Source organism: Cohnella cholangitidis, assembly GCF_014107495.1.
Taxonomy (GTDB): domain Bacteria; phylum Bacillota; class Bacilli; order Paenibacillales; family Paenibacillaceae; genus Cohnella; species Cohnella cholangitidis.
This window is the reverse complement of the sequence record NZ_CP041969.1, coordinates 1,121,069-1,145,959: the sequence shown is the minus strand read 5'-3', so window position 1 is coordinate 1,145,959 and position 24,891 is coordinate 1,121,069. Positions and strand designations below refer to the sequence as shown.

At 50.8% G+C, this 24,891-nt stretch carries 22 protein-coding genes; 20 read left to right on the top strand and 2 right to left on the bottom strand.

Annotation, left to right across the window (positions count from 1 at the left end; genetic code table 11):
- Positions 1-43 precede the first annotated feature (43 nt).
- On the top strand, positions 44-1,843 hold the full coding sequence (pnpS, locus tag FPL14_RS05650) for a two-component system histidine kinase PnpS (protein ID WP_182302092.1): 1,800 nt from the start codon (positions 44-46) through the stop codon (positions 1,841-1,843).
- A 120-nt stretch (positions 1,844-1,963) separates the two neighbouring features.
- The gene (locus FPL14_RS05645; protein ID WP_182302091.1) at positions 1,964-2,692 is read left to right on the top strand and encodes a response regulator transcription factor; all 729 of its coding nucleotides are present in this window, start codon (positions 1,964-1,966) and stop codon (positions 2,690-2,692) included.
- A gap of 427 nt (positions 2,693-3,119) precedes the next feature.
- On the opposite strand, the gene FPL14_RS05640 is transcribed toward FPL14_RS05645, so the two are convergent.
- Together FPL14_RS05640 and FPL14_RS05635 are read right to left on the bottom strand one after the other, a co-directional pair.
- The gene (locus FPL14_RS05640) at positions 3,120-3,824 is read right to left on the bottom strand and encodes a DNA-binding response regulator (protein WP_229263795.1); all 705 of its coding nucleotides are present in this window, start codon (positions 3,822-3,824) and stop codon (positions 3,120-3,122) included.
- A 195-nt stretch (positions 3,825-4,019) separates the two neighbouring features.
- On the bottom strand, positions 4,020-4,889 hold the full coding sequence (locus FPL14_RS05635) for a helix-turn-helix domain-containing protein (RefSeq protein WP_182302090.1): 870 nt from the start codon (positions 4,887-4,889) through the stop codon (positions 4,020-4,022).
- A 133-nt stretch (positions 4,890-5,022) separates the two neighbouring features.
- On the opposite strand from FPL14_RS05635, the gene FPL14_RS05630 reads away from it, so the two are divergent.
- The 18 genes from FPL14_RS05630 (at position 5,023) to pstB (ending at position 24,885) form a co-directional block, all read left to right on the top strand.
- Complete coding sequence (locus FPL14_RS05630) at positions 5,023-6,096, top strand: Gfo/Idh/MocA family protein (RefSeq protein WP_182302089.1); 1,074 nt, start codon at positions 5,023-5,025, stop codon at positions 6,094-6,096.
- A 135-nt stretch (positions 6,097-6,231) separates the two neighbouring features.
- Entirely contained in the window at positions 6,232-7,788 is a 1,557-nt protein-coding gene (locus FPL14_RS05625) for a spore germination protein (protein WP_182302088.1), read from the top strand.
- A complete protein-coding gene (locus tag FPL14_RS05620) occupies positions 7,785-8,885 on the top strand; it encodes a GerAB/ArcD/ProY family transporter (protein ID WP_182302087.1) in 1,101 nt (366 codons plus the stop codon). The genes FPL14_RS05625 and FPL14_RS05620 overlap by 4 nt, the downstream gene beginning before the upstream one ends.
- Positions 8,882-9,994, top strand: coding sequence for a Ger(x)C family spore germination protein (locus tag FPL14_RS05615; RefSeq protein WP_182302086.1), 1,113 nt, complete (start codon positions 8,882-8,884; stop codon positions 9,992-9,994). Before FPL14_RS05620 ends, FPL14_RS05615 begins: the two co-directional genes overlap by 4 nt.
- 213 nt (positions 9,995-10,207) lie before the next feature.
- The gene (locus FPL14_RS05610) at positions 10,208-11,170 is read left to right on the top strand and encodes a sugar phosphate isomerase/epimerase family protein (protein WP_182302085.1); all 963 of its coding nucleotides are present in this window, start codon (positions 10,208-10,210) and stop codon (positions 11,168-11,170) included.
- Positions 11,171-11,193: 23 nt separating this feature from the next.
- Positions 11,194-12,330, top strand: coding sequence for a Gfo/Idh/MocA family protein (locus FPL14_RS05605; RefSeq protein WP_182303867.1), 1,137 nt, complete (start codon positions 11,194-11,196; stop codon positions 12,328-12,330).
- A gap of 282 nt (positions 12,331-12,612) precedes the next feature.
- Positions 12,613-14,286, top strand: coding sequence for a PhoX family protein (locus tag FPL14_RS05600; RefSeq protein ID WP_182302084.1), 1,674 nt, complete (start codon positions 12,613-12,615; stop codon positions 14,284-14,286).
- A gap of 31 nt (positions 14,287-14,317) precedes the next feature.
- Complete coding sequence (tatA, locus tag FPL14_RS05595; protein ID WP_182302083.1) at positions 14,318-14,581, top strand: twin-arginine translocase TatA/TatE family subunit; 264 nt, start codon at positions 14,318-14,320, stop codon at positions 14,579-14,581.
- Positions 14,582-14,593: 12 nt separating this feature from the next.
- On the top strand, positions 14,594-15,337 hold the full coding sequence (tatC, locus tag FPL14_RS05590; RefSeq protein ID WP_229263794.1) for a twin-arginine translocase subunit TatC: 744 nt from the start codon (positions 14,594-14,596) through the stop codon (positions 15,335-15,337).
- Positions 15,338-15,497: 160 nt separating this feature from the next.
- The gene (locus FPL14_RS30460; RefSeq protein WP_182302082.1) at positions 15,498-16,682 is read left to right on the top strand and encodes a methyl-accepting chemotaxis protein; all 1,185 of its coding nucleotides are present in this window, start codon (positions 15,498-15,500) and stop codon (positions 16,680-16,682) included.
- A 151-nt stretch (positions 16,683-16,833) separates the two neighbouring features.
- A complete protein-coding gene (locus FPL14_RS05580; RefSeq protein ID WP_182302081.1) occupies positions 16,834-18,246 on the top strand; it encodes a stalk domain-containing protein in 1,413 nt (470 codons plus the stop codon).
- A 35-nt stretch (positions 18,247-18,281) separates the two neighbouring features.
- Positions 18,282-19,133: a phosphate ABC transporter substrate-binding protein gene (locus tag FPL14_RS05575; protein WP_182302080.1), complete on the top strand. Its 852-nt coding sequence runs from the start codon at positions 18,282-18,284 to the stop codon at positions 19,131-19,133.
- Between the two features lie 100 nt (positions 19,134-19,233).
- Positions 19,234-20,202, top strand: coding sequence for a phosphate ABC transporter permease subunit PstC (gene pstC, locus FPL14_RS05570; RefSeq protein WP_182302079.1), 969 nt, complete (start codon positions 19,234-19,236; stop codon positions 20,200-20,202).
- A complete protein-coding gene (gene pstA, locus FPL14_RS05565; RefSeq protein WP_229263793.1) occupies positions 20,199-21,095 on the top strand; it encodes a phosphate ABC transporter permease PstA in 897 nt (298 codons plus the stop codon). Before pstC (FPL14_RS05570) ends, pstA (FPL14_RS05565) begins: the two co-directional genes overlap by 4 nt.
- Positions 21,096-21,189: 94 nt before the next feature.
- Positions 21,190-22,182 (top strand): PstS family phosphate ABC transporter substrate-binding protein, encoded by a 993-nt coding sequence (locus FPL14_RS05560; RefSeq protein ID WP_324617875.1) that lies wholly within the window; start codon positions 21,190-21,192, stop codon positions 22,180-22,182.
- 160 nt (positions 22,183-22,342) lie between these two features.
- Positions 22,343-23,236 carry a phosphate ABC transporter permease subunit PstC gene (pstC, locus tag FPL14_RS05555; protein ID WP_182303864.1) on the top strand — a complete coding sequence of 298 codons (894 nt, stop codon included), beginning with the start codon at positions 22,343-22,345 and terminating at the stop codon, positions 23,234-23,236.
- 1 nt (position 23,237) lies between these two features.
- On the top strand, positions 23,238-24,113 hold the full coding sequence (gene pstA, locus FPL14_RS05550) for a phosphate ABC transporter permease PstA (protein WP_182302077.1): 876 nt from the start codon (positions 23,238-23,240) through the stop codon (positions 24,111-24,113).
- Between the two features lie 16 nt (positions 24,114-24,129).
- On the top strand, positions 24,130-24,885 hold the full coding sequence (gene pstB / locus FPL14_RS05545) for a phosphate ABC transporter ATP-binding protein PstB (RefSeq protein ID WP_182302076.1): 756 nt from the start codon (positions 24,130-24,132) through the stop codon (positions 24,883-24,885).
- Positions 24,886-24,891 lie beyond the last annotated feature (6 nt).

Genomic DNA, 24,891 nt, shown 5'->3' with positions numbered 1-24,891 from the left:
GGCTGGCTTTTTGAATGTCCTCTAAAGGAGATATCTTCCGTCCATGACTAAATTTCGCTTGAAACTGACTGCCTTGTTCGTGATTTTGATCGGTTTCTCCGTTTTGGCGGCCGGCCTTCTGATGGGCAATTCCTATCAGAAGAATCATCAAGCGGCATTGCGGGAACATATGATACAGGAGCTGCACGTGTTGAACGCCGCGGCGCCATGGCCGGAAAAAGGGAACGAAACCGAACAGAGCGCGTATTTGCAACAACAGGCGCAAAGATTCAAGGAAATCGCGGGAATGCGGGTCACGTATATTCGCTTGGACGGGAAGGTCATGGGGGATTCCGACCATGACCCGCAGACGATGGATAACCATCTGAACAGGGAAGAAGTCCAGCAAGCTTTGTCCGACGGAACCGGAAGCAGCGTAAGACATAGCGATACGTTAAAGCAGAACATGATGTACGTCGCGATTACCGTAAGCCCGGATAAGATTGAGGCTGATCAAGGGGTTATTCGTCTAGCGATGAGCTTAGGCGACGTGGAGAGCAGCCTTAACAACATGTGGATCGCGTTAATATTCGGGCTCTTCTTATTGTTCGCGGTCGCCGCAGTCGTCAGTTATCGCGTAGCGCTTAGCGTTACCCGTCCGTTGGAGCGCATGACGTCCGCAGCCAAAAGAATGGCGAACATGGATTACGCCATTCGGGTGCCGGAAGGCGGCCGGGATGAGGTCGGCGAGTTGGCCCGGGCGTTGAATGCGATGAGCGGAAGCTTGCAAGAGCAATTGGATGAAATTCGCCTGAACGAGACACGTCTGCAGAGCGTGTTGGACAATATGATGAGCGGCGTCGTCATGATCGCCCATGATGGACGAATTACGCTATACAATCGCGAAGCGGAGTTATTGCTAGGCAGTACGGTCCAGGAACGCGTCGGCCGCAGCTATAATGAAATCCGCCAGCATTTCGAGCTCGTGGGACTAATAAGAGAGGTTCTTGCCTACCCGGTAACCGTTCATGAAGAGTTGACGGTTTACTATCCGGAGGAGAGATTGCTTGAGATCAACATCGTCCCGATGACGATGAGCGGAGACGAGGAGCCTGGATTGCTGCTCGTTCTGCAGGACGTAACGGCAATTCGCAGATTGGAACGGATGCGGAGCGAATTCGTCGCGAACGTATCGCATGAACTGAAGACGCCGGTCGCCGCGGTGAAAGGGTTCGCGGAAACGTTGCTTTCCGGTGCCATGAACGATCCGGATACCGCGCGATCGTTCCTCACGATTATTCAGGATGAGAGCGACCGCCTGAATCGCTTGATCGGCGATATTCTGGAATTGTCGAAGATAGAATCCCGTCGTTCTCCGCTTCAGTTTTCTCCGATCGACTTGCCGATGTTCTTAGGCAGAATGTCGGAGTTGCTCTCCGCGGAAGCGGCGAAAAAAGACATCGAACTAGACGTGCAAGTCGAAGACGGCTTGTTCCTCGAAGCGGATGAGGATCGACTGGGACAGATCGTCATGAACTTGATGCAGAACGGAATCAACTACACGCCTGAAGGCGGCAGGGTCAAGGTGCGCGCGGAAATCGTCGCGGAGAGCGACGGGGAAGAGGAGTTCGTGCGGATTACCGTATCGGATACCGGCATAGGCATACCTAAGAAGGATATCCCGCGAATTTTCGAGCGGTTCTATCGAGTGGACAAGGCGCGTTCGCGCAGTTCGGGCGGTACGGGCTTGGGTCTATCTATCGTAAAGCATCTAACCGAACTGCATCACGGGACGATCAGAGTCGAGAGCACGGTCGGAGTAGGTTCGCAGTTTATTTTAGAGCTACCGCTGATCCAGCCGTAGGTGGGGAAATACCTATTTTACGCTGCGTTAACAATTACATGATGTTGCGTTTACAGTGGTATGATAAAACTAACATGAAGAGCCAAATAGGCAGGACTGCCTGCTGGACCGGAGGAACGCATGTCGGACAAAGTACTGATTATAGAAGATGAACCGACACTCGCTCGTCTAGTAACGTATAACCTCTCGCAAGAGGGTTACGAGACGGAAGTCGTCGGGAACGGTGCGGAAGGACTTCATAAGGCGATCCATGATCATTACGCCATTATTTTTCTGGATCTCATGCTGCCGGGCATGAATGGATTCGAAGTGCTTCAGAAGCTTAGGCAGAATGGAGTGCGCACGCCTGTCATCATTCTGACGGCAAGGAATGCCGAAGAAGAGGTCGTGCAGGGGCTTAAGCTCGGGGCGGACGATTATATTACGAAACCGTTCGGAGTAGCCGAACTGCTAGCTCGCACGTCCGCCGTATTGCGGCGTTCGCGCAACGAAGAGAGCAAACCGGAGAAAGCTTCGGGCGGGGATAAGGTCATTACGATTGGGGATTTGCAAATCTTCCCGGACAAATACGAGGTATTCTCCAACGGCCAGTGGATTACGCTGCGTCCGAAGGAATTCGAGGTGCTGCTGTACTTGGCGGAGAGACCGGGCATCGTCATAACCCGCGACGATCTGATGAACGTCGTTTGGGGCTTCGACTATATCGGAGGACAGCGCACGGTCGACGTGCATGTAAGCTCCCTTCGCAAAAAACTCGAGCTCAACCAGCAGACCGTCCAAATCGACTCCATCCGCGGAGTCGGCTACAAACTGTTCATCAACCGCAAAACTTCTTCGTCTAACCGTTAAGGTTTGGCGAACAACGAACTCGCCCAGCTTAATCTGGGCGAGTTTTTTAATGGGGGAATTACGCCTCCCCTCATAGTCGCATAATGCGACGATAGAGCAATCATGAAGAGCAACTCCCCGCTCATAGTCGCAAAATGCGACGATAGAGCAATCCTGAAGAGTAACTCCCCGCTCATTGTCGCAAAATGCGACGATAGAGCAATCCTGAAGAGCAACTCCCCGCTCATAGTCGCAAAATGCGACGATAGAGCAATCCAGAAGAGCAACTCCCCGCTCATTGTCGCAAAATGCGACGATAGGGCATGCCAGAAGAGTAACTCCCCGCTCATAGTCGCAAAATGCGACGATAGGGCATGCCAGAAGAGCATCATTGTCGCAAAATGCGACGATAGAGCAGTCTAACCGAATAGCATGCCGGGGAGGAGATTTAGAACGTAGAGTTGGAGAGTAACGGTTTGTTTAATCTGTAACTATAGACGCGCTTGACGTCAGGACGAGTCGGAATCAACAGTTCTTTGTGAACGAGTGATTGGATATGTCTCATCACTGTAGTACGATGCACCCTAAGTTGCGTAGCGGCAAATTTCGGTGTGATTGGAGTTGATAGAGATGAGGCTATTCTAATAATGGCTTGCTCGATAGTCGAAAGTTTAAATTCTACTCCTGATGATACCCCTCCTAACTTTCCAAGAAGCTGCTGTATGATCTGTTGGCACACGCGAGGCCGTTCAATGAGATCATCGTAGGCGAATCGAAGAACATACCAGCCATCAATAATTAAGTGGTTTTGGCGCATTAAATGGTCTGCGAACTGGGATCTACTAATGTCTCTCCAATGCGTACCGAAGCCATCAATCTCGATGCAAATGCGATATCCTTCGGTTATATAAGCGAAATCGAGATATCTCCAACCGTCCTTGAAGTCTTTAACTTCGTATTCCGCATGTAAATGCGTAAAATGTCCGAAGGCAGGCCACCAGACTTGCTTGATAAACATTTTCTCGGCATGATTCGTTGAAATGGACAATCGTCTTTTACGTTCTCCTTTGCTTGCGGCGCGCAGCTTGTTCATCCACTCCTCATATCCATGAGCTAATTGATCGGACATCTGGACTTCTTTAGTCGTTGTCATCTTCATACCTCTCACCTTTTCTAATGGGATAAAAGACAAAAGCCGCCCAAACCGGATTCTTCCGGAAAGAGCGGCGTGTGCTTCACGACCGTAATGTTAATTTATTGATATACAAAATTTACAATATAAACTTAAATTATACAAGTGGTAAATGTAAAAGCAATTTGAGAGAGCATTTGTTGTGACGAGCCCAGACTACCCCCGTCCCCAGGCGAGCATCTTGCGTTGGAATTCTTTGGGGGAGCAGCCGTTGAAGCGCTTGAACATTTTGTAGAAGTGGGCCATGTTCGCCATTCCGATCTGGTCGCCCACTTCGCTGACGCTCATATCTCGGGTTAGGAGCAGTTGCTCGGCTCGTTTGATTTTACGGAAATTGACGTATTCGGTGAAGGAGAAGCCCATGATTTTCTTGAAAAATTTCACGAAGTAGTAGTAGCTCATATTGGCGAGTTTGCATACGTCCTCGACTGTAATCCGATCCTCGATGTTGGATTCGACGTAGTCCAGCACCGGCTTAAGGCGAATGCGCTCTACCCGGTCTTGATCGGCAAGCAACCCTCTGCTGTCGTTGCGGATGAGAATGAGGAGCAGCTTCTTGATCAGCATGTTAACGGCAAGCTCGTAGCCGCTTTCTTTGCGCAGCGCTTCCTGATGAATCTGGCGAATGCAGTCGGCGGCGGCAATGCGGGCTTCGGCGTTGTCGCGAAAAATGTAATTCATCGCGCTAAGCGGGACTTTGGTTTCATTAAAATATTGCAAATAAGGAATCGTACTCTGATCGAAATAATTGTTCAAATCAAACTGAAGCACGATATAATCTAGCGTTCCTCCGGGATTGCGGTCGCGGTGAAGCTGGGAGTTTCCGAGAATGACGATATCTCCGGCTTGCATGGCGTAAGACTCGTCGCTGAGATCCACGTTAAGGCGTCCGCCCTGCACGAGCAATAGCTCGCATTCAGGGTGGTAATGCCATGTCACGTTTCCGGCATCGTTTCGCGTAATCTGCCAGATCTTCAAGGATAGTAACGGATTCTCGTATTCGATCTTTTCTCTGACGGCTTGCACGGGCTCATCCCCTAACTCCCTCAAATGACAAAATCACATAAAATCCTCGCAGCCCAGCGCATGGGATTTCAAAATGATTATGATACACTGATTGTAGAATGAATCCTGATAACTCGCAAGGAGGACAAGCGTTTTGACAAAAGTTAACGTAGGGATGATCGGATGCGGCGGAATCGCGATGGGGAAGCATTTGCCGTCACTCGCCAAAATCCCGGAAGCGCAGGCCGTTGCGTTCTTCGATGTTGCGCCGGACAGAGCGCATGAAGCGAAAAACAAATTCGGTACTCACGACGCAAGAGTCTACCATGACGTCTACGATCTGCTTCGCGATCAAGACGTACACGTCGTACATGTGTGTACGCCGAACGATACCCATGCGGAAATCTCGATCGCGGCGCTGGAGTCGGGCAAACACGTCTTATGCGAGAAGCCGATGGCCAAAACCGCCGAGGATGCCGGACGCATGCTGGAAACTTCGCAGAGAACAGGCAAAAAGCTGAGCATCGCTTATCAGAACCGTTTCCGCGCCGATAGCCGATGGCTGCATCAAGCATGTCGCGCAGGCGATCTGGGCGAAATTTATGTGGCGAAGGCGCATGCGGTGCGCCGCCGGGCAGTGCCGACTTGGGGCGTATTCCTCGATTTGGAGAAGCAGGGCGGAGGTCCGTTGATCGATATCGGAACGCACGCGCTTGACTTGGCGCTGTGGATGATGGACAACTACGAGCCGAGAACGGTATTGGGGACTTCATACCGCAAGTTAGCGGAGCAAGGGAGCCAGGCGAATCTATGGGGAAATTGGGATCCTTCCAAGTTCACCGTCGAGGATTCCGCTTTCGCCATGATCACGATGAAGAACGGCGCTACGGTATGGCTGGAGTCCAGTTGGGCGTTGAATACGCTTGACGTGGACGAGGCGAAAGTTTCTCTTAGCGGAACGAAAGCGGGAGCCGATATGAAGAAGGGCTTGCGCGTTAACGGCGAACGACACGGCCGTCTGTATACGCAGGAAATCCAAATGGCGGGAGATTTCGGCGGCAATCCGCTTCCGGACGATGCGGCCGAACAGGAAGCCCGCGCTTGGATCGAAGCGATCCTGCACGATCGCGAGCCCGTCGTAACGGCCAAACAAGCTTTGGTGGTGCAAGAAATATTAGAAGCCGTATACGAATCCGCGAGCAAAGGACAAGCGATAAGCTTCGTATAAAATTGAATATGTCAGGAAGAAGCCGAAGCTAAGGAGCCTCGGCTTCTTTTTTTTGAATCCGGGCGCAGGAAAGGATATTTTTCCAGTCAATTAGCCAGAATATAGAAGAAAATTCGGTTAACGGGATGATGATTTATGTTTCATTTTCTAAGTTGGTTATTAAGGAAGAGAAGGCGACGCAACGTTCACGGAAGTCCGCAAGCCAACTTTTTGAATTCGACCGAGGGAAAATCCCTTCATAGCGAATTATCCGTTAATTTGGACTTCATTCGTCGATTGTTCGATCTGACTCCGGATCTGGTTATCCGACGGCTGACCATCAGAGCGTCCGATGAGAAGGCAGCTCTCGTTTTTATAGCCGGGCTAACGGACAAAACGACCTTAAACAACGATATTATCCGACCGTTAACAAGCGAAGCTCCAAGCGGGAATGGGGATGTTGCATTCCCCAATGTGAGTCAGGTCAGTATAAGCGTTCATTGGGACGAGCTTGAGAGCGCCATCCTTCAAGGCAATACCGTACTGCTTATTGACGGCAGGCCGGTTGCTACGCTGTTGGACACGAAGGGGTGGCCGCAACGGGCGATCGAGGATCCTCAGATCGAAACGTCTCTTAAGGGCGCGCATCAAGGGTTCACGGAATCCGGCGGTCAAAACATCTCCATGATTCGCAGGTATATTCCTAACCGCGAGTTGAAAATCAAAGAAATGACGATCGGCAGCCGGGGGAAATGCATGGTTTGGTTAATGTATCTCGGCGACGTGGCGAATCCTCGATTAGTGTCGGATCTGGAGACGCGACTCCGATCGATCGAAATAGATTCGATCATCAATACCGGGGAACTGGTCGAATTTATCGAGGATAATCCGTATTCTCCTTTTCCGCAGTTCATTCTGACGGAACGCCCGGACTCGACCGTGTCTCAAATCCTGCAAGGAAGAATCGCCATCGTGGTAGACCGTTCTCCAAGCGTTCTTATCGCTCCGGCAACGTTCGTCTCGTTCTTCCAGAGCATCGACGACTATAGCACGCGTTGGTTGATCGCTTCGTTCATCCGGATGCTCAGGTTTTTGGCTTTCGTTATCGCGTTAATGTTACCTGCGCTCTATATCGCGTTTATTTCTTTTAACTACGAAGTGATCCCCATCCAACTGTTGTTTTCGATTGCCGAGTCGAGAACTCGCGTTCCTTTTCCGCCCTTGTTGGAAGCCATGCTCATGGAAATCACGCTCGAGATGATGCGGGAGGCCGGAATCCGTTTACCCGCTCCGGTGGGACAAACCGTAGGTATCGTGGGAGGAATCATCATCGGGCAAACGGCCGTGCAAGCCGGCATCGTCAGCAATATCATGGTCATCGTCGTCGCTTCGACCGCCATCGCTTCTTTTATTATCCCTAACTACGACATGGGAACGGCAATTCGATTGCTGAGGTTTCCGATGATGATTATCGCGTTCATGTTCGGGATTATCGGGATTGTCGCCGGAATGATGATTTTGATCGTTCATCTCATATCGTTGGAATCTTTGGGCACGCCTTACGGAAGCCCGCTTTCTCCGTTCCGTTGGACGGACATGAAGGATACGTTCGTGAGGTTTCCGGCTTGGAAGATGATCAAACGGCCGAAAAGCGCGGAACCCGTTCAGTCGAGAAGAGCGGTGGATAATCGAAAAAAAGGGGACAAGAAATGAGAGGGTATGCTCAAAACAGCATTACTTTAATGCAGTTCATATTCCTCATCCACGGGATTCAGGTCGCAACGGGGGTGATGTCGCTTCCGAGGGAGCTATGGGAGAAGGCGGGAACCGATGGTTGGATGTCCCTGATCGCGGGTTGGTTCATCAACATTCTCGCCGGTTATCTCATCATTCAAGTTTTCAAGCGTTATCCCGACTTCACTCTATTCGATTTGTTCGATAAATTGTTCGGCAAACGGTTATCCCTGCTCATTTCGATTCCGATCGCCATTTACTTTACTTTTTTTGCGTGGCTCATCCAAATCAAAACGATGCTTTTTATCAAATCATGGTTTTTGCCTCAAACTTCCGATACGATCATCATTGCCTTGTTTTCCATACCTACCTATATGCTGGCTAGGAAAGGATTGAGGGTATTGGGTAGATATGGCGAGCTCGTCTTCTATATGACGGCTTGGATGCCCTTGATTCTCTTGCTGGTTTTGAACAATAGCCACTGGATCCATCTGTTGCCCCTGTTTAAGGAAGGCGTAATGCCCGTTTTGAAAGGCGTGGAAACGACGACGTATTCGCTTTTGGGTTTTGAAATTCTGTTCGTTCTGTATCCTTATTTGGAAAATAAGAAGAAAGCCATGCTGGGAGTCGTGATCGCAAACTCGATAACGATATTATTGTACCTGGCCGTCACGTTGATTTGTTTCGCGTTTTTCAGTCCGGACGAAATCGGGGGGTATAACCAGCCGTTATTAAGCATGTTGAAAGTAATCGAGTTTCGTTTTCTGGAGAGGTTCGACATGATCATATTGGCTATTTACATTTACGTGATCTCGTCTACATGGATTCCGTATTTGTATTTCGCTTCCTTCAGTATCGCTCACGTGTTGCGAAGGCAGAACCATAGCCCGATTATCACTTGGTTGGTCGTCTTGTTAATCATTATCGTATTCGTGCTTCATCCCTCATGGAATCAATCGAACGTCTGGCAGGCGTGGATGAGCCGTTACGGAATGATGGTCGCTTATGCGTTACCCGTAATGTTGTGGATATACGTTCAAGGGAATGCGAGGGTTAACAAGGGGGAATCGCAATGAGAAGAAGTAAGCTATGTTGCGCGTTGCTCCTCGCGCTCCTCTCCGGTTGCAGCGATCGCCAGAACGTAGAAGACGTAACTTTCGCGTTGATGGTCGGAATCGACTTGGACGAAGAAGACCGTTTAGTCTATTTCTTATCAAGTCCCGTATTCAGCAGAGAGGCTCGCAAGAAGGAAGAGCACTTCGAAGTTCATACGGAAACTTTGCGCAGTTCAAGGGAAGAATTCGACCGAAGAGTGGTCGCCATGAGCATGGGAGGCAAAGTACAATCTCTTCTTCTCGGCAAACGCCTTCTGCGGCATAAAGGCTGGTTTGAACTTCTTGATCCTCTGTACCGCGATAATAAGAACACGGTTCTTGCTCTCGCGGTGCTCGTGGACGGTCCGGTATCCGAACTGATGGATTTATCGCCCAAAGATAAACCTCGTCTCCCAACCTATGTCACGGAATTGATCAGCACGGCGAAACGCAGAAACATCACGATGGCGACTACCCTTCAAGAGCTGCATAGGCAAATGTACGACAAGGCGATGACCCCCAGCATTACCCAATTAAAGGTGGAGGATGACCATCTTAATCTCATGGGAACGGCGTTGTTGAAGGAGGACGGTCGTTATGCGATAACGCTCAATCCATCCGAGAATAAGCTGTTCGCTTTGTTGTATCCTCACAGGAACGGGATCTTTCCTTTTACGTTCACGAATCCATCTCAGCCAAGCGATGGATTCTTTAAGCATAATCTTCTAAGCTTTACCGCAACGGGGATTTCAACGAAAACGAAATCGAGCTTCGTCGACGGTCGTTTCCGTTTCGACGTTCAGGTGAAATTGAAAATCAGCTTTTCGGAGTTGTTGTTTCCGATAAAGGTGGAAAAGCAAGGCAAGGAACTGGAGAAGCAGATCGAGCGCGAATTCGAGAAGCAATACGATAAATTGTTCGCGAAGATGCAACAAGCGAAGGTCGATCCGATCGGATTCGGATTTTACGCGCGGGCAAGACAATACCGGCAATGGAAAGAGGTGCGGGAGCATTGGGAAGAAGCGTTCTCCGACGCGGAAGTGAACGTGAAAGTGAAAGTAAAGATCATGGCGATGGGCGCGACCAGGTAATCGGATTTGAATTTCATGATACAAAAGCATATAAAAAGGATTAAATCGGGAAATGAATCGAAGGACAAACTCATGTAGACTGGAATGGTCGCCATATGAAATAGGGGTGGCACAATGCATGCGTTATCATGTAAACTGGAATTGGAAAAGTGAACGCGCGTACATAAATGCGCAAAAACACGAAATGACTAGGAAAGGTTTGGTGGTTAACAAGTGAAAGCAGGAGTTTTTGCGGTTTTGTTCAGCCAGCAATCATTCGAACAAGCACTCGATACGATTAAATCGGCCGGATTGCAATCCGTTGAAATCGGTACCGGCGCATATCCGGGAACCGCGCACGTTAACGCGCAAGACATCGTGAACGACGATGCGGCGATCCGACGTATTCGCGATGCGGTAGATTCCCGCGGCTTAACGATCAGCGCGCTTAGCTGCCATGGCAATCCTCTCCATCCGGACGCGGCGATCGCCAAATCCCACCATGACGATTTCGTAGCTACCGTCCTGTTGGCGGAGAAGCTTGGCGTAGATACCGTAATTACTTTCTCCGGCTGCCCGGGAGAATCGGAGAACTCGAAATATCCATCCTGGGTGACTTGCCCTTGGCCGCCTGATTTCTTAACGGTATTGGAGTGGCAATGGAACGAAATCGCGATCCCTTATTGGAAAGAGCAATCCGAGTTCCTCCGCAAGCACAACGTAAGAGTAGCGATCGAAGCTCACCCGGGCTTCCTCGTGTACAATACCGAGACGGCTTTGCGCCTACGGGAAGAAGCGGGCGACAACATCGGCGTCAACTTCGATCCTTCCCACTTGTTCTGGCAAGGCATGGATCCGATCGAGTGCGTGAAAGCGCTCGGGAAATCCATCTACCACGTTCATGCCAAGGATACGAAGATCGACAAACGCAATACGGCGCTAAACGGCGTTCTGGATACGAAGCATTACGGCGACATTCTGAACCGTTCTTTCGTGTTCCGCACGGTCGGCTACGGACATGACGACGAGTTCTGGAAAGATCTCGTCAGCACGCTGCGCCTCGTCGGATACGAGGGCACGATCAGCATCGAGCACGAGGACGGCTTAATGAGCGTCAACGAAGGCTTTACCAAAGCGGCCAACTTCCTCAACTCTCTTATCTTGAAAGAAAGCGCGGGTGAAATGTGGTGGGCGTAAACAAGAAAAAAATCAACGTCGGCATGGTCGGCTATAAATTCATGGGCAAAGCCCATAGCCATGCTTACAAAGACGTAGGCATGTTCTTCGATCCGGCCGCGGATGTCGTCATGAAGGCGATCTGCGGACGCGACGAGAACGGCGTTAAAGAAGCCGCGGACAAATTCGGTTGGGAATCGTACGAGACGGATTGGCGGAAAATGATCGCTCGCGACGACATCGATTTCGTCGATATTAACGCTCCGAGCGACGCGCATAAAGAAATTACGCTCGCCGCGATCGCGGCAGGGAAGCACGTTTTCTGCGAAAAGCCGTTAGCGCTTAACCTGGCGGATGGACGCGAAATGCTCGAAGCGGCGGAAAAAGCGGGAGTAAAGCATGCCATCTGCTTTAACTACCGTTTCTTGCCGGCCGTGCAATTGGCCAAGCAAATCATCGACGAAGGACGCCTAGGAGAGATTCATCATTACCGCGCCACCTACTTGCAGGATTGGCTCGTCGATCCGAATACGCCGCTCGCTTGGCGTCTGAAGAAGGAAGTCGCCGGCTCCGGCGCGCATGGCGATATTAACGCGCACAGCATCGACCTTGCCCGGTTCCTGATCGGGGAATTCGATCGCGTCGTCGGACACAACCGGACTTTCGTTAAGGAGCGTCCGATTCTTACCCAATCGTCGGGCTTAACCGGCTCCGGGTCCGCAACGGAGAAGGGCGAAGTTACCGTCGACGACGCGACGGGATTCCTGGCCGACTTCAAGAACGGAGCTATGGGCATGTTCGTCGCTTCCCGTTTCGCGGCAGGCCGCAAAAACCATAACACGTTCGAAATCCATGGCAGCAAAGGCTCCATCCGTTGGGATCTTGAGAAGCTTAACGAGCTTGAAGTATACTTCCGCGAGGACGAGCCGAATTTGGCAGGGTTCCGCCGCATTCTGGCTACGGAACCGTCCCACAAATACGCGGGCAATTGGTGGCCGACCGGACACATTATCGGTTATGAGCACGCATTCGTTCATATCGTGTACGAGTTCGTACAGCATATGACGACCGATTCCCCGTTCACGCCAACGTTCCTCGACGGCGTGAAATGCCAAGAGGTGCTGGAAGCGGTAGATCTGTCGATCGAGCGCGGCGCTTGGGTCAATGTTGACGAAGTCTAAACCGATTTGATTTAATAAGCCAACTTATCGTTTTGCATTAAACGATAAGTCGGCTTATTTTTTTTCGGAGATAATTTTAGACGAGTGCGACAGCCAACGACGATATCGATGACCGACATCTAATGAGCAGCGCGCTCTTTTACTTGGATTTATAAAAACTCAACCATAATTAACAGATTGATAACGTTTTTAACCTAAAGCTGCATTCTGATACATTTCCCATTAACAATCCCGAAGTATTCTTGACTATGGAGAGTCTATTTTCTATAGAGGAGCGAGTTTATGGAGAAGCAAATGGATCGTCGCGCGTTTTTAACGTATTTAGGTACGGGTGCCGCTGCGCTTGCAGCCGTTTCGACAGGATTGGGAGTTCTTGATGGAAAAGCCTCTGCTGCTTCGAAAACGGCCGATCATCTGTTCGGGTACAATTCCAACCGTGTTAGCGGACACTTCGATCCGATTTCCCCTTCCAATGAAGATCAACTTATCGTTCCTAAAGGTTACAAATACGATGTAGTTGCCGCGTTCGACGATGTCATCAACCAGAAGGGCGACAAGTTCGGGCAAGGATGCGATTATAATGCGTTCCTTCCGATCAACGGCTCCAGCCAACGCGGTTTGCTCGCTACTAACCATGAATACACCAATATTTTTCTGCACGGGCCTTTGAAGGACGACAAGATGAGCCCGGAGCAAGTCAAAGAAGCCCTTTACTATCAAGGAATGTCGGTTATCGAAGTATATCGGGATACGGATGGCGCTTGGAAAATGGACAAGTCTTCCGTCCATGCACGCCGCATCAACGGCTTCTCTAAGTTCGAATTGACCGGCCCAGCCAAAGGCTCCAAGGCGTTAGGCGGACAAACAACCGTAACTGGAACCTTCGCCAATTGCTCCGGAGGCGTTACGTTGTGGAATACGGTCTTGTCCTGCGAAGAAAACTTCGCGGATTTGGCGACCGCAGCGGCATTGCCTCTGACTCACTACGGTTGGGTCGTCGAAATCGATCCTTTCGACGGTTCTTTCCTTCGCAAACACACGGCACTCGGACGGTTTAACCATGAGAATACGGCTATGGGTCTTGCCAAAGACGGTCGAGTCGTTGTGTACATGGGAGATGACAAGAAGGATGCCTGTATCTACAAGTTCGTCAGCAACGGCAAATTCGACAAGTCGAAAGGACGCGCCAATTCGGATCTTCTTGCAGATGGCACGCTTTATGTTGCCAGCCTGAAGAGCGGGACGTGGATCGCTCTTACTTACGATGCGGTGAAGAAGGCATTGGATAATCCGAAATTCAAGACGCCTGCCGGCCTTAAGGGAACGAAAGAGGATTTCCTCAAGCTGTTCCAGAGCCAAGCCGACGTCGTTACGAATTGCCACGAAGCGGCTATTCTGCTCGGCGGCATGCCGACGGACCGTCCGGAAGACATTGAGATTTCTCCTTTCGACAACACGGTCTTTATCTGCCATACGAACAACGATCTTCACGGAAACATCCACGGTCATATTACGCGCATTTTCGAGAAGGACGACGATTTGGGAGCCGCCTCGTTCGACTTTGAAATTTTCGCCGCGGGCGGCCGGCAATCGGGCTTCAGCTCGCCGGACAACCTTGCGTTCGATGCGAACGGAGACTTATGGGTCGTTACCGATATTTCTTCAAGCAGCTTGAACAAAGGGATCTACTCTTCCTTCATGAATAACGGACTGTTCGTGATTCCGACATCCGGGCCAAGCAAAGGACATGCGTTGCAATTCGCATCCGGTCCGAACGATTGCGAATTGACGGGTCCGTTCTTTACGCCGGATGAGAAAACGCTGTTCCTCTCCGTGCAGCATCCGGGAGAGAATACGACGGATCTAAGCAACCCTACAAGTTTATGGCCGCACCGCAAAAGCGATGGAAAAGCGCGTTGCTCGGTCGTGGCGATCAGCGGATTTAAGTTAGGTTAAGCAACTCAACTACTCATAAGGAGATGAGGATATGCCGTTCGGAAACATTGGTATCGGTGGTCTAATTCTAATTCTAATCATTGCTCTTATTATATTCGGTCCTTCGAAGCTTCCGGAGCTTGGACGCGCATTCGGTCGCACGTTAAGCGAATTCAAATCCGCGACTCGCGAAATGGTCAACGGCTCCGATGACAAGGACAAGGACTCCAAGGAAGCGGACAAAGGTTTGTCCGCAACGGCAACGGCTAGCGATGCAACACCTCGGCTGTCCGTCGTCGAGAAGTCGAATGGATAGGGTGGGCGTTCTATGATGGACTCTTCCCAATCGTTTTCTCGGAAAGCGAACGGCAAAAGCTTCGTAGGGCATCTAGGGGAATTGCGAAGCAGGATTATTTTCACTTTAATCGCATTCCTGGTTTCGCTTTGCGGTGCATTGGTATATGTCAAAGAGTTGTATCGCTGGCTTGTGCGGGACTTGGACCAGAAGCTTGCGATTCTCGCTCCGTCGGATATTATTTGGGTGTACTTCATGTTGGCCGGGGTCGTCGCGATTGCCGTGACGATTCCCGTAGCCGGACTGCAGGCATGGCGATTCGTCAAACCGGCATTGTCGGTCGAAGAGCAGAAGAAAACACTCGCTTATATTCCGGCGCTTGCGATCTTGTTCGTATTCGGCCTAAGTTTCGGTTATTTCGTTATTTATCCGATGGTTATCGGTTTCTTGGAGAAAATGGCGGATGATTTCGAGACCGTGTATACCGCGCAGAAGTATTTCGCGTTCATGCTCAATATGACGGTGCCTTTCGGATTTCTGTTCGAGATGCCGGCGATCGTCATGTTCCTCACTTCCCTCGGCATTCTGAACCCTAAGCGGTTGGCCAAGGCAAGGAAACTATCTTATTTCGCCCTGACGGTTACGGCGGTATTGATTACGCCGCCGGACATCGTTTCCGATTTGCTAGTGGTTGCTCCCTTGCTATTGCTCTATGAGATTAGCGTTACATTATCGAAATGGATCTATCGCAAACAATCGGACAAATCCAGTTTATAGTCATGAGACCCTCTCCGTTAGCTCGGAGAGGGTTATTCTTTTGCCTCCTTTTCGATAAAGTTTACATTCCGATAACGAAGTTAGAACAAATGGAGAACATAAATTTGATAGTTTCAATGGAGGAAATATTTACCCATCCCATACCGAGTGAGGTGTTCCTGTGGCCATCGCTACAGTTCTGACTAGAACCATCAACGAACGGCAGACGGAAGTTCAGAAATCCGAATCTCATCCGATCAGAAAAGCCGACCCGGCAATAACGGAAATCTTTCAACCTATTATCGTCAAAGATTGGATGAAAAGCTGTCCGGTCATTTCGCCGACGATGCATAGCGACGATCTCGTGAACTTGTTCCGGAGGAAGAAACAGTTCGAATGCGTAGCCGTCTGCGACGATACGCATCGGCCGGTCGGTTTGATCATGAGAGACCGTTTCTTTCAATTAATAGGTTCTTTATACGGGATGTCATTGTTCGGGCATAAACCGATATCGGGCCATATGGAGCCGTCGCCCTTGATCGCCGAGCTTTCCATCGACCCTCAAGAACTCATCGACCGGGCGTTGTCGCGCTCGGAAGAGACGTTCTACGATGCCGTGCTTCTGACGGATAACGGCAAATTCGTCGGCATTCTGACGATGAACGATCTGCTTAACGTATCCCGCTTGCTGCAACGCGAAGCGGTAAGCCGGCAAATCCGCACGATTAGAGATACCGAATCGATGATCGTCAGCATTCATGATTCCGTAGAGCGCGTAAACGAAGCGACAAGCGACACCCAAGCATGCAGCGAACGAATCGGAGAGATCGCCGATCAAGGCAGGGAAGAACTGGGCGAGATGCTGCAGCTGTTCAAAATCTGGTCCTCGAACGCGGCCAAGCAAGAGAAAGCGGTCGTTCAGCTCACGGAACGGACGTCCGCGGCGGAAGGCATCATTCGGCTTATCGCGGATCTTGCGGATCAATGCAATTTGCTTGCGGTCAACGCGACGATAGAAGCAGCTAGAGCGGGGGAGCACGGGAAAGGCTTCGGCGTAGTTGCCGGCGAGATCCGTACGCTGGCCGACCAAACGAAACAATCCGCGACCCAGATTTCCGGACTGCTCAGGTCGATGTCGGAAGCCGTATTAAGCGCGACTAGTTTGGTCGGCGAAGGAAAGAAAGGCGCGGACAAAGGGTTCCTTCAAGTGAAAAAAACGGAGGATACTTTCGCGCAGCTGTGGAGTTCGTCGGAGCTGAATCAAGAAGCGGCGTCCAAGCTTATGGAGGCTTCCAGGGAAGCGAGCGACCGCTCAACGGAAGTACGAATGGAGTTCCAGAAGCTCGTCCAACAAATGAATTCATAAATTTAACAATCGGAATACGATTCATGAACAGCCGCTTTACAAACCAGTACTATACTCACACTAGTAGAGGTTGTTCATATAGCAAAACCTGGCTTTTTGAACGATCACTAGTAAGAAGAATCTACCATAATCAGAAGGGTGATCAGAGTCGATGTTGCTAAAAAAAGCGTCTGTTGTTTCTGTATTAGCGTTGGCAATCGGAGTATCCGCAGCGGGTGCGGCATCCGCTGCTACGGCAACGAAAGCAAGCGCGGTACAGGTTACAAGTTCGGCTTACATCGTAAACGGGGCGACGGCTAGCATCAGCACGTTCTATGAGAAAGGCAGAACGCTCGTGTCTCTCCGCGATCTTAGCCTGAATCTGGGCGTACGGTTGCAGGTGACTAAAGACGGAATTCAAGCTACGCTGAACGGCCATGCCGTCCAATTGAAGGTGAACAGCAATCTGATTCGAGTCGACGGAACGGAACAGCAGCTTAACGTTCCGGTAAAAAGCGTAAAAGGCACTACATACGTGGAGTTAAAAGCTTACGTTGAAGCATTGGGAGCAAGCTTCGCTAAGGATGCATCCGGAACGATCTGGATCGACGCGAACTTGTTGAGCGACGTAGATCATATTCAATGGGTGGACGCTGCTAGATTCATCGCTTCGCAGGAAAATGAATCGGGCCGCTCGGACTACTTGGTCGATGCGCAAACGGGCAAATACTCGAAACTGATTCTTTCTTCTGATGCATCGGAGCTGGTGGTTGCCCCTAACGGCAAGAAAGCCGCTTACACGAACGCGAACGGAGAAATTTACGTCATCGACTTCGATAAAATCGTTCCGACGAAAGTGAGCAGCGACACGAACATCAAGCCGGAATTGGTCTGGTCCGCCGACAGCGCGTCGATCTTCTTCCTGCAAGGGGACAAAGGCAGCGTAATCGCCAAGCTGGAACCGGAAATCAACAAAATCACGAAAATCGTTGACGACAAAGTCGATTACAAAGCGAACTTGGGCGTATCCGCGGACGGCAAAACGTTCACGTATACGGTAACGAAGCCGGGCGCGGTCGTCGCCGACAGCTCGAAGCCGGTAGAGAGCGACGATGTCGCGATCGACATGAAGGGCACCGAGCCGCAAATCTTCTTATTCAAAGTCGACCCTTCGGTCAAAGAAAACAAAGCCGTGCAACTGACGACGTCCGCGGATGACAAAGTGTTCATTCGCGCGAACGCGGACGCATCGAACGTAACGTTCGTAAGCGTCAGCAGCGACGATGCCGCTAAATCCACGTTGGTATCCGTTAGCAACGACAAAACGCTCAAAACGCTGTTCAACGAGAAGGACGTATACGATGCGGTATTGTCCGGCGGCAAATGGTATTTGCTCACGGAAGGAAGCGGCGCGAACAACTTCGTCTACGAAGTCGATCCGGCAACCGGAACTTCGAAGCAATTGTACACGCTTGACGAGACGGTAAGCGAGATCGTCGCGCAGGAAGGCGCTCCGTTCGCAGTGATCAATGACGGACGCGTATTCCTGAACATTAACGGTCTATGGAAACCAACAACCCGATAAGAGAATCGGTATATTCGAGAGGAGATTTTTAACCCATGAAATTGTTCAAATCGTTATCCGTCGCCGCGATGGCGATCGCGCTGGTTACATCGTCCGTTTCCGCGGTTAGCGCGGCTAGTTCCCTGAAAGGCAAAATCGTAGTTAACGGATCTTCCGCTCTTCTTCCTTTGACGCTTCAAGCGGCGAACGAGTTCAAGAAGCTGAATCCGAAGGTCAAAATTTCGGCTTCCGCCGCCGGTTCCATTACGGGACCGCAATCCGTTCGCAAAGGCATCGCGGATATCGGTGCGGTAGACTGGGATGCTTCCCAAGACGTTCCGGGCTTCAAGAAGTTCGACGGCCAAGTCGCTCATAAAGTAGCGGTTATCCCGTTCGCTGCCGTCGTCAACAAGAACGTTAAAGTCGATAACTTGACTACGAAACAGCTTCAGGACATTTTCTCCGGCAAAGTGACGAACTGGAAGGACGTCGGCGGCTCCGATGCGGACATTATCGTCGTTAACCGCGCCTTCGGTTCCGGTACTCGCGTTAACTTCCAAATGAAAGCACTGGCAGGTTCCGACTTCCTAAGCAAAGGCAGCAATTACAAAGAAGTTAAGTCGAGCGGGGACATGAAAACGGCTGTAGAAACGACCCCTAACGCAATCGGATACATCGACCTCGTATACGTTACCAGCAACATGAAGGCTATGAAAATCAACGGCGTTGCTCCGTCCGAAGCTAACGTAATCAACGGAACTTATAAAGTATGGGGCTACGGCTACTACATGACCAAAGGCCAGCCGGATGGCGCGACGAAAGCGTTCATCGAGTACATCCAAAGCGCGAAGTTCCAGAACGGTTCCTTGAAGAAGCTGAAATTCATTCCGATTTCCGCTATCAAGTAAGCGACGTACTCCAATCGCTCCAATAACTACACATTAATAAAGAAACCAGCAAAGCGAACTTACGCGAAGCTGGTTTCTTATTGGGAGGAGCAACACCCCTATGCAAGTGGATACTTCTGCGCAATTACCGATCGCGGAGAAATCCGAGAACGAGCTTGGAGGAAGCATAAAAGCCGGTTCGGGTAACGTCTTCGATCGGAAAAATCGGCTGTTGTTCTACAACCGCATATTCAAAATCGCTTGTATCGCAAGTGCCGTGTTCGTCTGCCTTATTTTGTTCAGCATCCTTTTCTTCATGTTCCGAACAGGCGTGCTAACGTTCCGCGATGTTTCTCCGATGACCTTCTTCTTCTCGACCGATTGGACGCCGGAGAACGAAAGCTATGGCGCGTTCGTGTTCATTTTCGGCACCTTCGCGCTAACGCTGCTGACTCTCCTGATTTCCGTCCCGTTATCGGTTATCATTGCCGTATTTCTGGCCGAAATCGCGCCGAAATGGTTGAGAAACCTGCTGCGTCCCATTCTGGACTTGCTAGTCGGAATACCCTCGGTCGTCTATGGTTTCCTCGGCTTGACGATTTTAATTCCGCTGCTTCGGGATATTACCGGAACGAACATGGGGGACGGCATACTAGCCGCTGCGATCGTGCTCACGATCATGGTTTTGCCGACCATTAGCCGGATCAGCGACGATGCGATCAGCGTCGTCCCTCGCAAATACCGGGATGCTTCGTATGCGCTAGGGGCAACGCGATTCCAAACGATATTCAAGGTGACGATTCCGGCTGCCCGCAGCGGGATTATGTACGGAGTTATCCTAGGGATGGCTCGCGCGATCGGGGAGACGATGGCGGTCGTTATGGTCATCGGGAACACCCCGCAGCTGGCCGACGCGTTATTCAAACCGACGTCCGTACTGACGAGCAACATCGTTATGCAGATCGCTAACGTTCCGTTCGATTCCACTTGGAACAACGCGTTGTATATGATGGGCTTCTTACTGCTCGTTATTTCTCTCTTGATGATCGTGCTTGTCCGCTTGCTGCAACGGAAAGGGGCTCAACAATGAAATCGGCTGCCACGGAAACGAGCAAGATGTTCAGTACGAACAGAGGAATCAACAACGTCAACAATCGGATCTTTACCGTCTTCGTATGGGGAATATCCGCATGTATCGTATTGTTCATTTGCGCTTTGCTCTATTTAATTTTGCAAAAAGGACTGCCTAGCCTGACATGGGACTTCATCATGGGATTGCCTAGCGAGATGGAAGAAGGAGGCGGCATCGGGCCTGCCTTGTTCAACTCCTTCTATATGCTGTTAATCTCCCTGCTGATCGCGGTTCCGCTCGGCATGGCCGCCGGAATCTACTTGGCGGAATTCGCGCCGGACAATAAATGGATCGGCTTCATAAGAATTTGCGTGGAAGGTCTGGCATCCGTTCCTTCTATTATATTCGGGCTGTTCGGGATCGCCCTGTTCGTCGAAATGTTCCAGATCGGCTTAACGATCATCGGCGGCGCGGTCAGCTTGGCTTTTCTGAACCTCCCGGTCATGACGAGGGTAACGGAAGAAGCGATTCGAGCCGTGCCCAAGGAAATGAAGCAGGCATCATTCGCGTTAGGCGCGACTCATCTCCAGACGATCAGGCGCGTATTGATTCCGACCGCGATCAGCGGCATCGTGACGGGAATTTGTTTGGTTGCGGGGCGCGCGTTCGGCGAAAGCGCGGTAATCATACTGACCGCGGGCGTGACGACATCCGGCGAGATGTGGGATTTCAATCTGTTGTCGCCAGGCGAGACTTTGGCCGTTCATCTCTGGTACGTGCAATCGGAGGCTATCGTGCCCGATGCCGTCTCGATCTCGGATAAATCGGCGGCCGTTCTTGTGTTCGTAATCTTGATGTTCAATATTATTTTCCGAATCCCTCTATGGATTAAAGACCGTAAAAATCGCTAGATTATATTTTTACATAGCGTTAACAAAAGTGGCATTTGTATTTTACACTCCTCAGTTAATCTAATAACAGTAAAACACATTAGAGATTTAAGGAGTGGGTACATTGTTTACAAAGTTTCAACGCAAAGGTCTTCTAACACTGGCCGTATTGCTGGTGGCATTCATGACAGCATGCGGCAACAACAACGCAAACCAAAGTGCGTCCCCAAGCGAAGAGGCTTCTGCAAGCTCTGAAGCTCCTGCAAGCTCCGAAGCATTGTCCGGTACGATCGAGATCGACGGTTCCAGCACGGTATACCCGATCATGGAAGCGGTAGTCGAAGAATTCGGCAAAGAGCAACCGGATGTTAAACCGGCTGTCAGCACATCCGGTACAGGCGGAGGCTTCAAACGCTTCTGTAACGCCGAGACCGCGATCAGCAACGCATCGCGTCCGATCAAAGACGAAGAGAAAGCGGCTTGCCAAGAAAAAGGCATTGAATATAACGAGCTCAAAATCGCGTTCGACGGACTGTCCATCGTCGTGAACAAAGACAATGATTTCATCGATCACCTGACGATCGCAGAGCTTGCCAAAATTTTCGGTAACGAAGGCACTGCGAAAACATGGAAAGAAGTTCGTCCGGAATGGCCGGACGAAAAAATCCTGATCTTCTCCCCGGGCGCTGATTCCGGAACGTTCGATTACTTCAATGAAGCGATCTTGGATAAAAAAGGCCTTCGCACCGATGACGCCGTAACTTTGAGCGAAGACGACAACACTTTGGTTCAAGGCGTAGCGGGCAGCAAGAACGGAATCGGATTTTTCGGATTTGCTTACTATGAGGAAAACACGGACAAATTGAAATTGGTTCCCGTAGACGGAGGCAGCGGCGCGATCGCACCTTCCGCGGAAACGATCAAAGACGGCACTTATGCTCCTTTGTCCCGCCCATTGTTCATCTATGTCAACAAGAAAGAGTACGAGCGCGCTGAAGTCAAAGGTTTCGTAGAGTACTTCATGAACAACGTGCCTACTCTGTCGGCTGAAGTCGGATATATTCCATTGCCGGAAGAGCAATATACCGCTGAAAAAGCCAAGCTGTAGTAAGGGTGATGTTCCCAGAAGGCGAACGGGCCGTGACGGCGCCGTTGCCTTCTGGGGGCATCGGCTTTTCTATGTCAGGATGAACAAGGAGCGAACGACGATGACAGAAGAGGCCTTGAAGCCCATTCGCAACCCCGAACAACCCGTCCTTTCGGGAAAAATGCAATTCAAGAACGAGCGTTCCAGCTTCATGAATAAAGTGATGCCCGTCTTATTATTCATTTGCGCGGCGACATCTATTCTTACGACTATAGGCATCGTGTTTACATTGTTTTCCGAGAGCTTTCAGTTTTTCAAACACGTATCGATCGTGGATTTCTTCACCCAGACCAAATGGAATCCCTTGATGGCCCCGAAGGCATACGGGATATGGCCGCTCCTGAGCGGAACGTTGATGATCACCTTGATTGCTTGTTTGGTTGCCATCCCGGTCGGTTTGGCGGCGGCAATCTACTTAAGCGAATATGCTCCGCGCAGAGTTCGCAAATTGATTAAACCAATTTTGGAAGTCCTCGCGGGTGTTCCGACCATCGTGTACGGATATTTCGCGTTAACCTTTATGACTCCGCTTCTGCAAAATATAATACCGGGTCTTCCCGTATTCAACGCGCTCAGCGCGGGAATCGTGGTCGGGATCATGATCATCCCTATGGTCAGCTCCCTGAGCGAAGACGCGATGACCGCCGTTCCTCGTTCGCTGCGCGACGGCGCTTACGCGCTCGGAGCCACGAAGTTCGAAGTGGCGCTCAAAATCGTATTGCCAGCTTCCTTCTCCGGAGTCGTATCGGCTTCCGTGCTTGCTTTCTCCCGCGCGATCGGAGAAACGATGATCGTGACGGTAGCGGCGGGAGCTACGCCGAAGCTGACTGCCAATCCGTTGGAGAGCATCCAAACGATGACGGCTTATATCGTGCAAGTCAGCAGCGGGGATACGCAGCACGGTTCCATAGAATACGGCTCGATCTTCGCGGTGGGCATGACGCTGTTCGTCATAACGCTTCTGCTTAATATCGTGGCGCAAAAATTGGCCAAGCGCTTCCGGGAGGAGTACTAAGATGACAGACCTCATTCAAGACGACCACAAGAGAGTAATGCGCAGACGCCGGATCGATCTCTTTCTTAAGCTCTTGTTTCTCGCCTGTACTTCCTTAGGCGTCCTCGTCCTGATCGTCCTTCTGGCGGACATCGTGTCGGACGGATTCAAGAACTTAAAGCCGGAGCTGTTCAACAATTATCCTTCCCGCAGAGCTTCCATCGCGGGGATGAAGTCCGCTATCGTAGGTACCCTCTATATTCTCGCGATTATGGCTCCCCTCTCCTTCGTATTCGGAGTGGGTGCGGCGATCTACTTGGAGGAGTATGCCAAGAAGAACAAATTCACCAGGTTGATCCAGCTTAATATCAGTACGCTTGCGGGCGTGCCTTCCATCGTATACGGAATTTTGGGATTAACGTTGTTCGTGCGGTTGCTTTCCTTGGAACGCAGCTTAATCGCGGGCGCACTGACGATGACTTTGCTCGTATTGCCGATTATTATCGTGGCTTCGCAGGAAGCGATCAAAGCCGTGCCTAGAGCAAGACGGGACGCCTCCTTCGCGCTAGGCGCGAACAAATGGCAAACCGTATCCCGGGCGGTCATGCCTTCCGCTCTGCCCGGCGTAATGACCGGAGTTATTCTTGCGATGTCGAGAGCGATCGGCGAAACGGCGCCTATCGTCATGATCGGCGCCGTGACGTACATTGCTTTCTTGCCGAACAGCCTTATGTCGTCGTTCACCGTTATGCCGATTCAAATTTTCAGCTGGATTTCAAGGCCGCAGGTCGAATTCCATGACCTGGCCGCGGCGGGGATAATCGTCCTGCTCGTCATGCTTCTGCTGATGAACTTCTCGGCCATTCTTATCCGCAACAAGTTCCAGAAAAACATATAAGGTGAGGGACCAGACGATGAAACCCATTATCGAGATCAACGACTTGGATTTGTTTTACGGAGAATTCCACGCTTTGAAGCATGTCAACATGGAAATACCGGAGAAAGCCATCACCGCGTTCATCGGTCCTTCCGGCTGCGGCAAATCCACGCTGCTTAGAACGTTCAACCGGATGAACGATATGATCGCCGGTACGAGAATCGAAGGTACGGTCGCGATCGCGGGTACCGACATTTACTCCAACGAGGTAGACGTTGAGACGCTTCGCAAACGCGTAGGAATGGTGTTCCAACAGCCGAATCCTTTTCCGAAATCGATTTATGACAACATCGCCTACGGACCGCGCTTGCATGGCATTACCGATCGCAAGAAACTGGACGAAATCGTGGAAACGAGCCTTCGTTCGGCCGCTCTGTGGAATGAGGTGAAAGACCATCTGAAGCGTTCCGCCTTTAGTATTTCGGGCGGTCAACAGCAACGTCTGTGCATTGCGCGCGCGCTCGCGGTCGAGCCCGACATTCTGCTCATGGACGAAGCGACGTCGGCTCTAGACCCGATTTCCACGCTCAAGATCGAAGAGCTCGCGCAAGAGCTGAAGGATCGTTATACGATCGTCATGGTCACGCACAACATGCACCAAGCGGCTCGCGTTTCGCAACAAACCGTCTTCTTCCTGAACGGAGAAGTCGTGGAATATTCGGAGACGGAGCGTTTGTTCTCCAATCCGACTGATCAGCGCACGGAAGATTACATCAGTGGACGGTTTGGTTGATTCCGA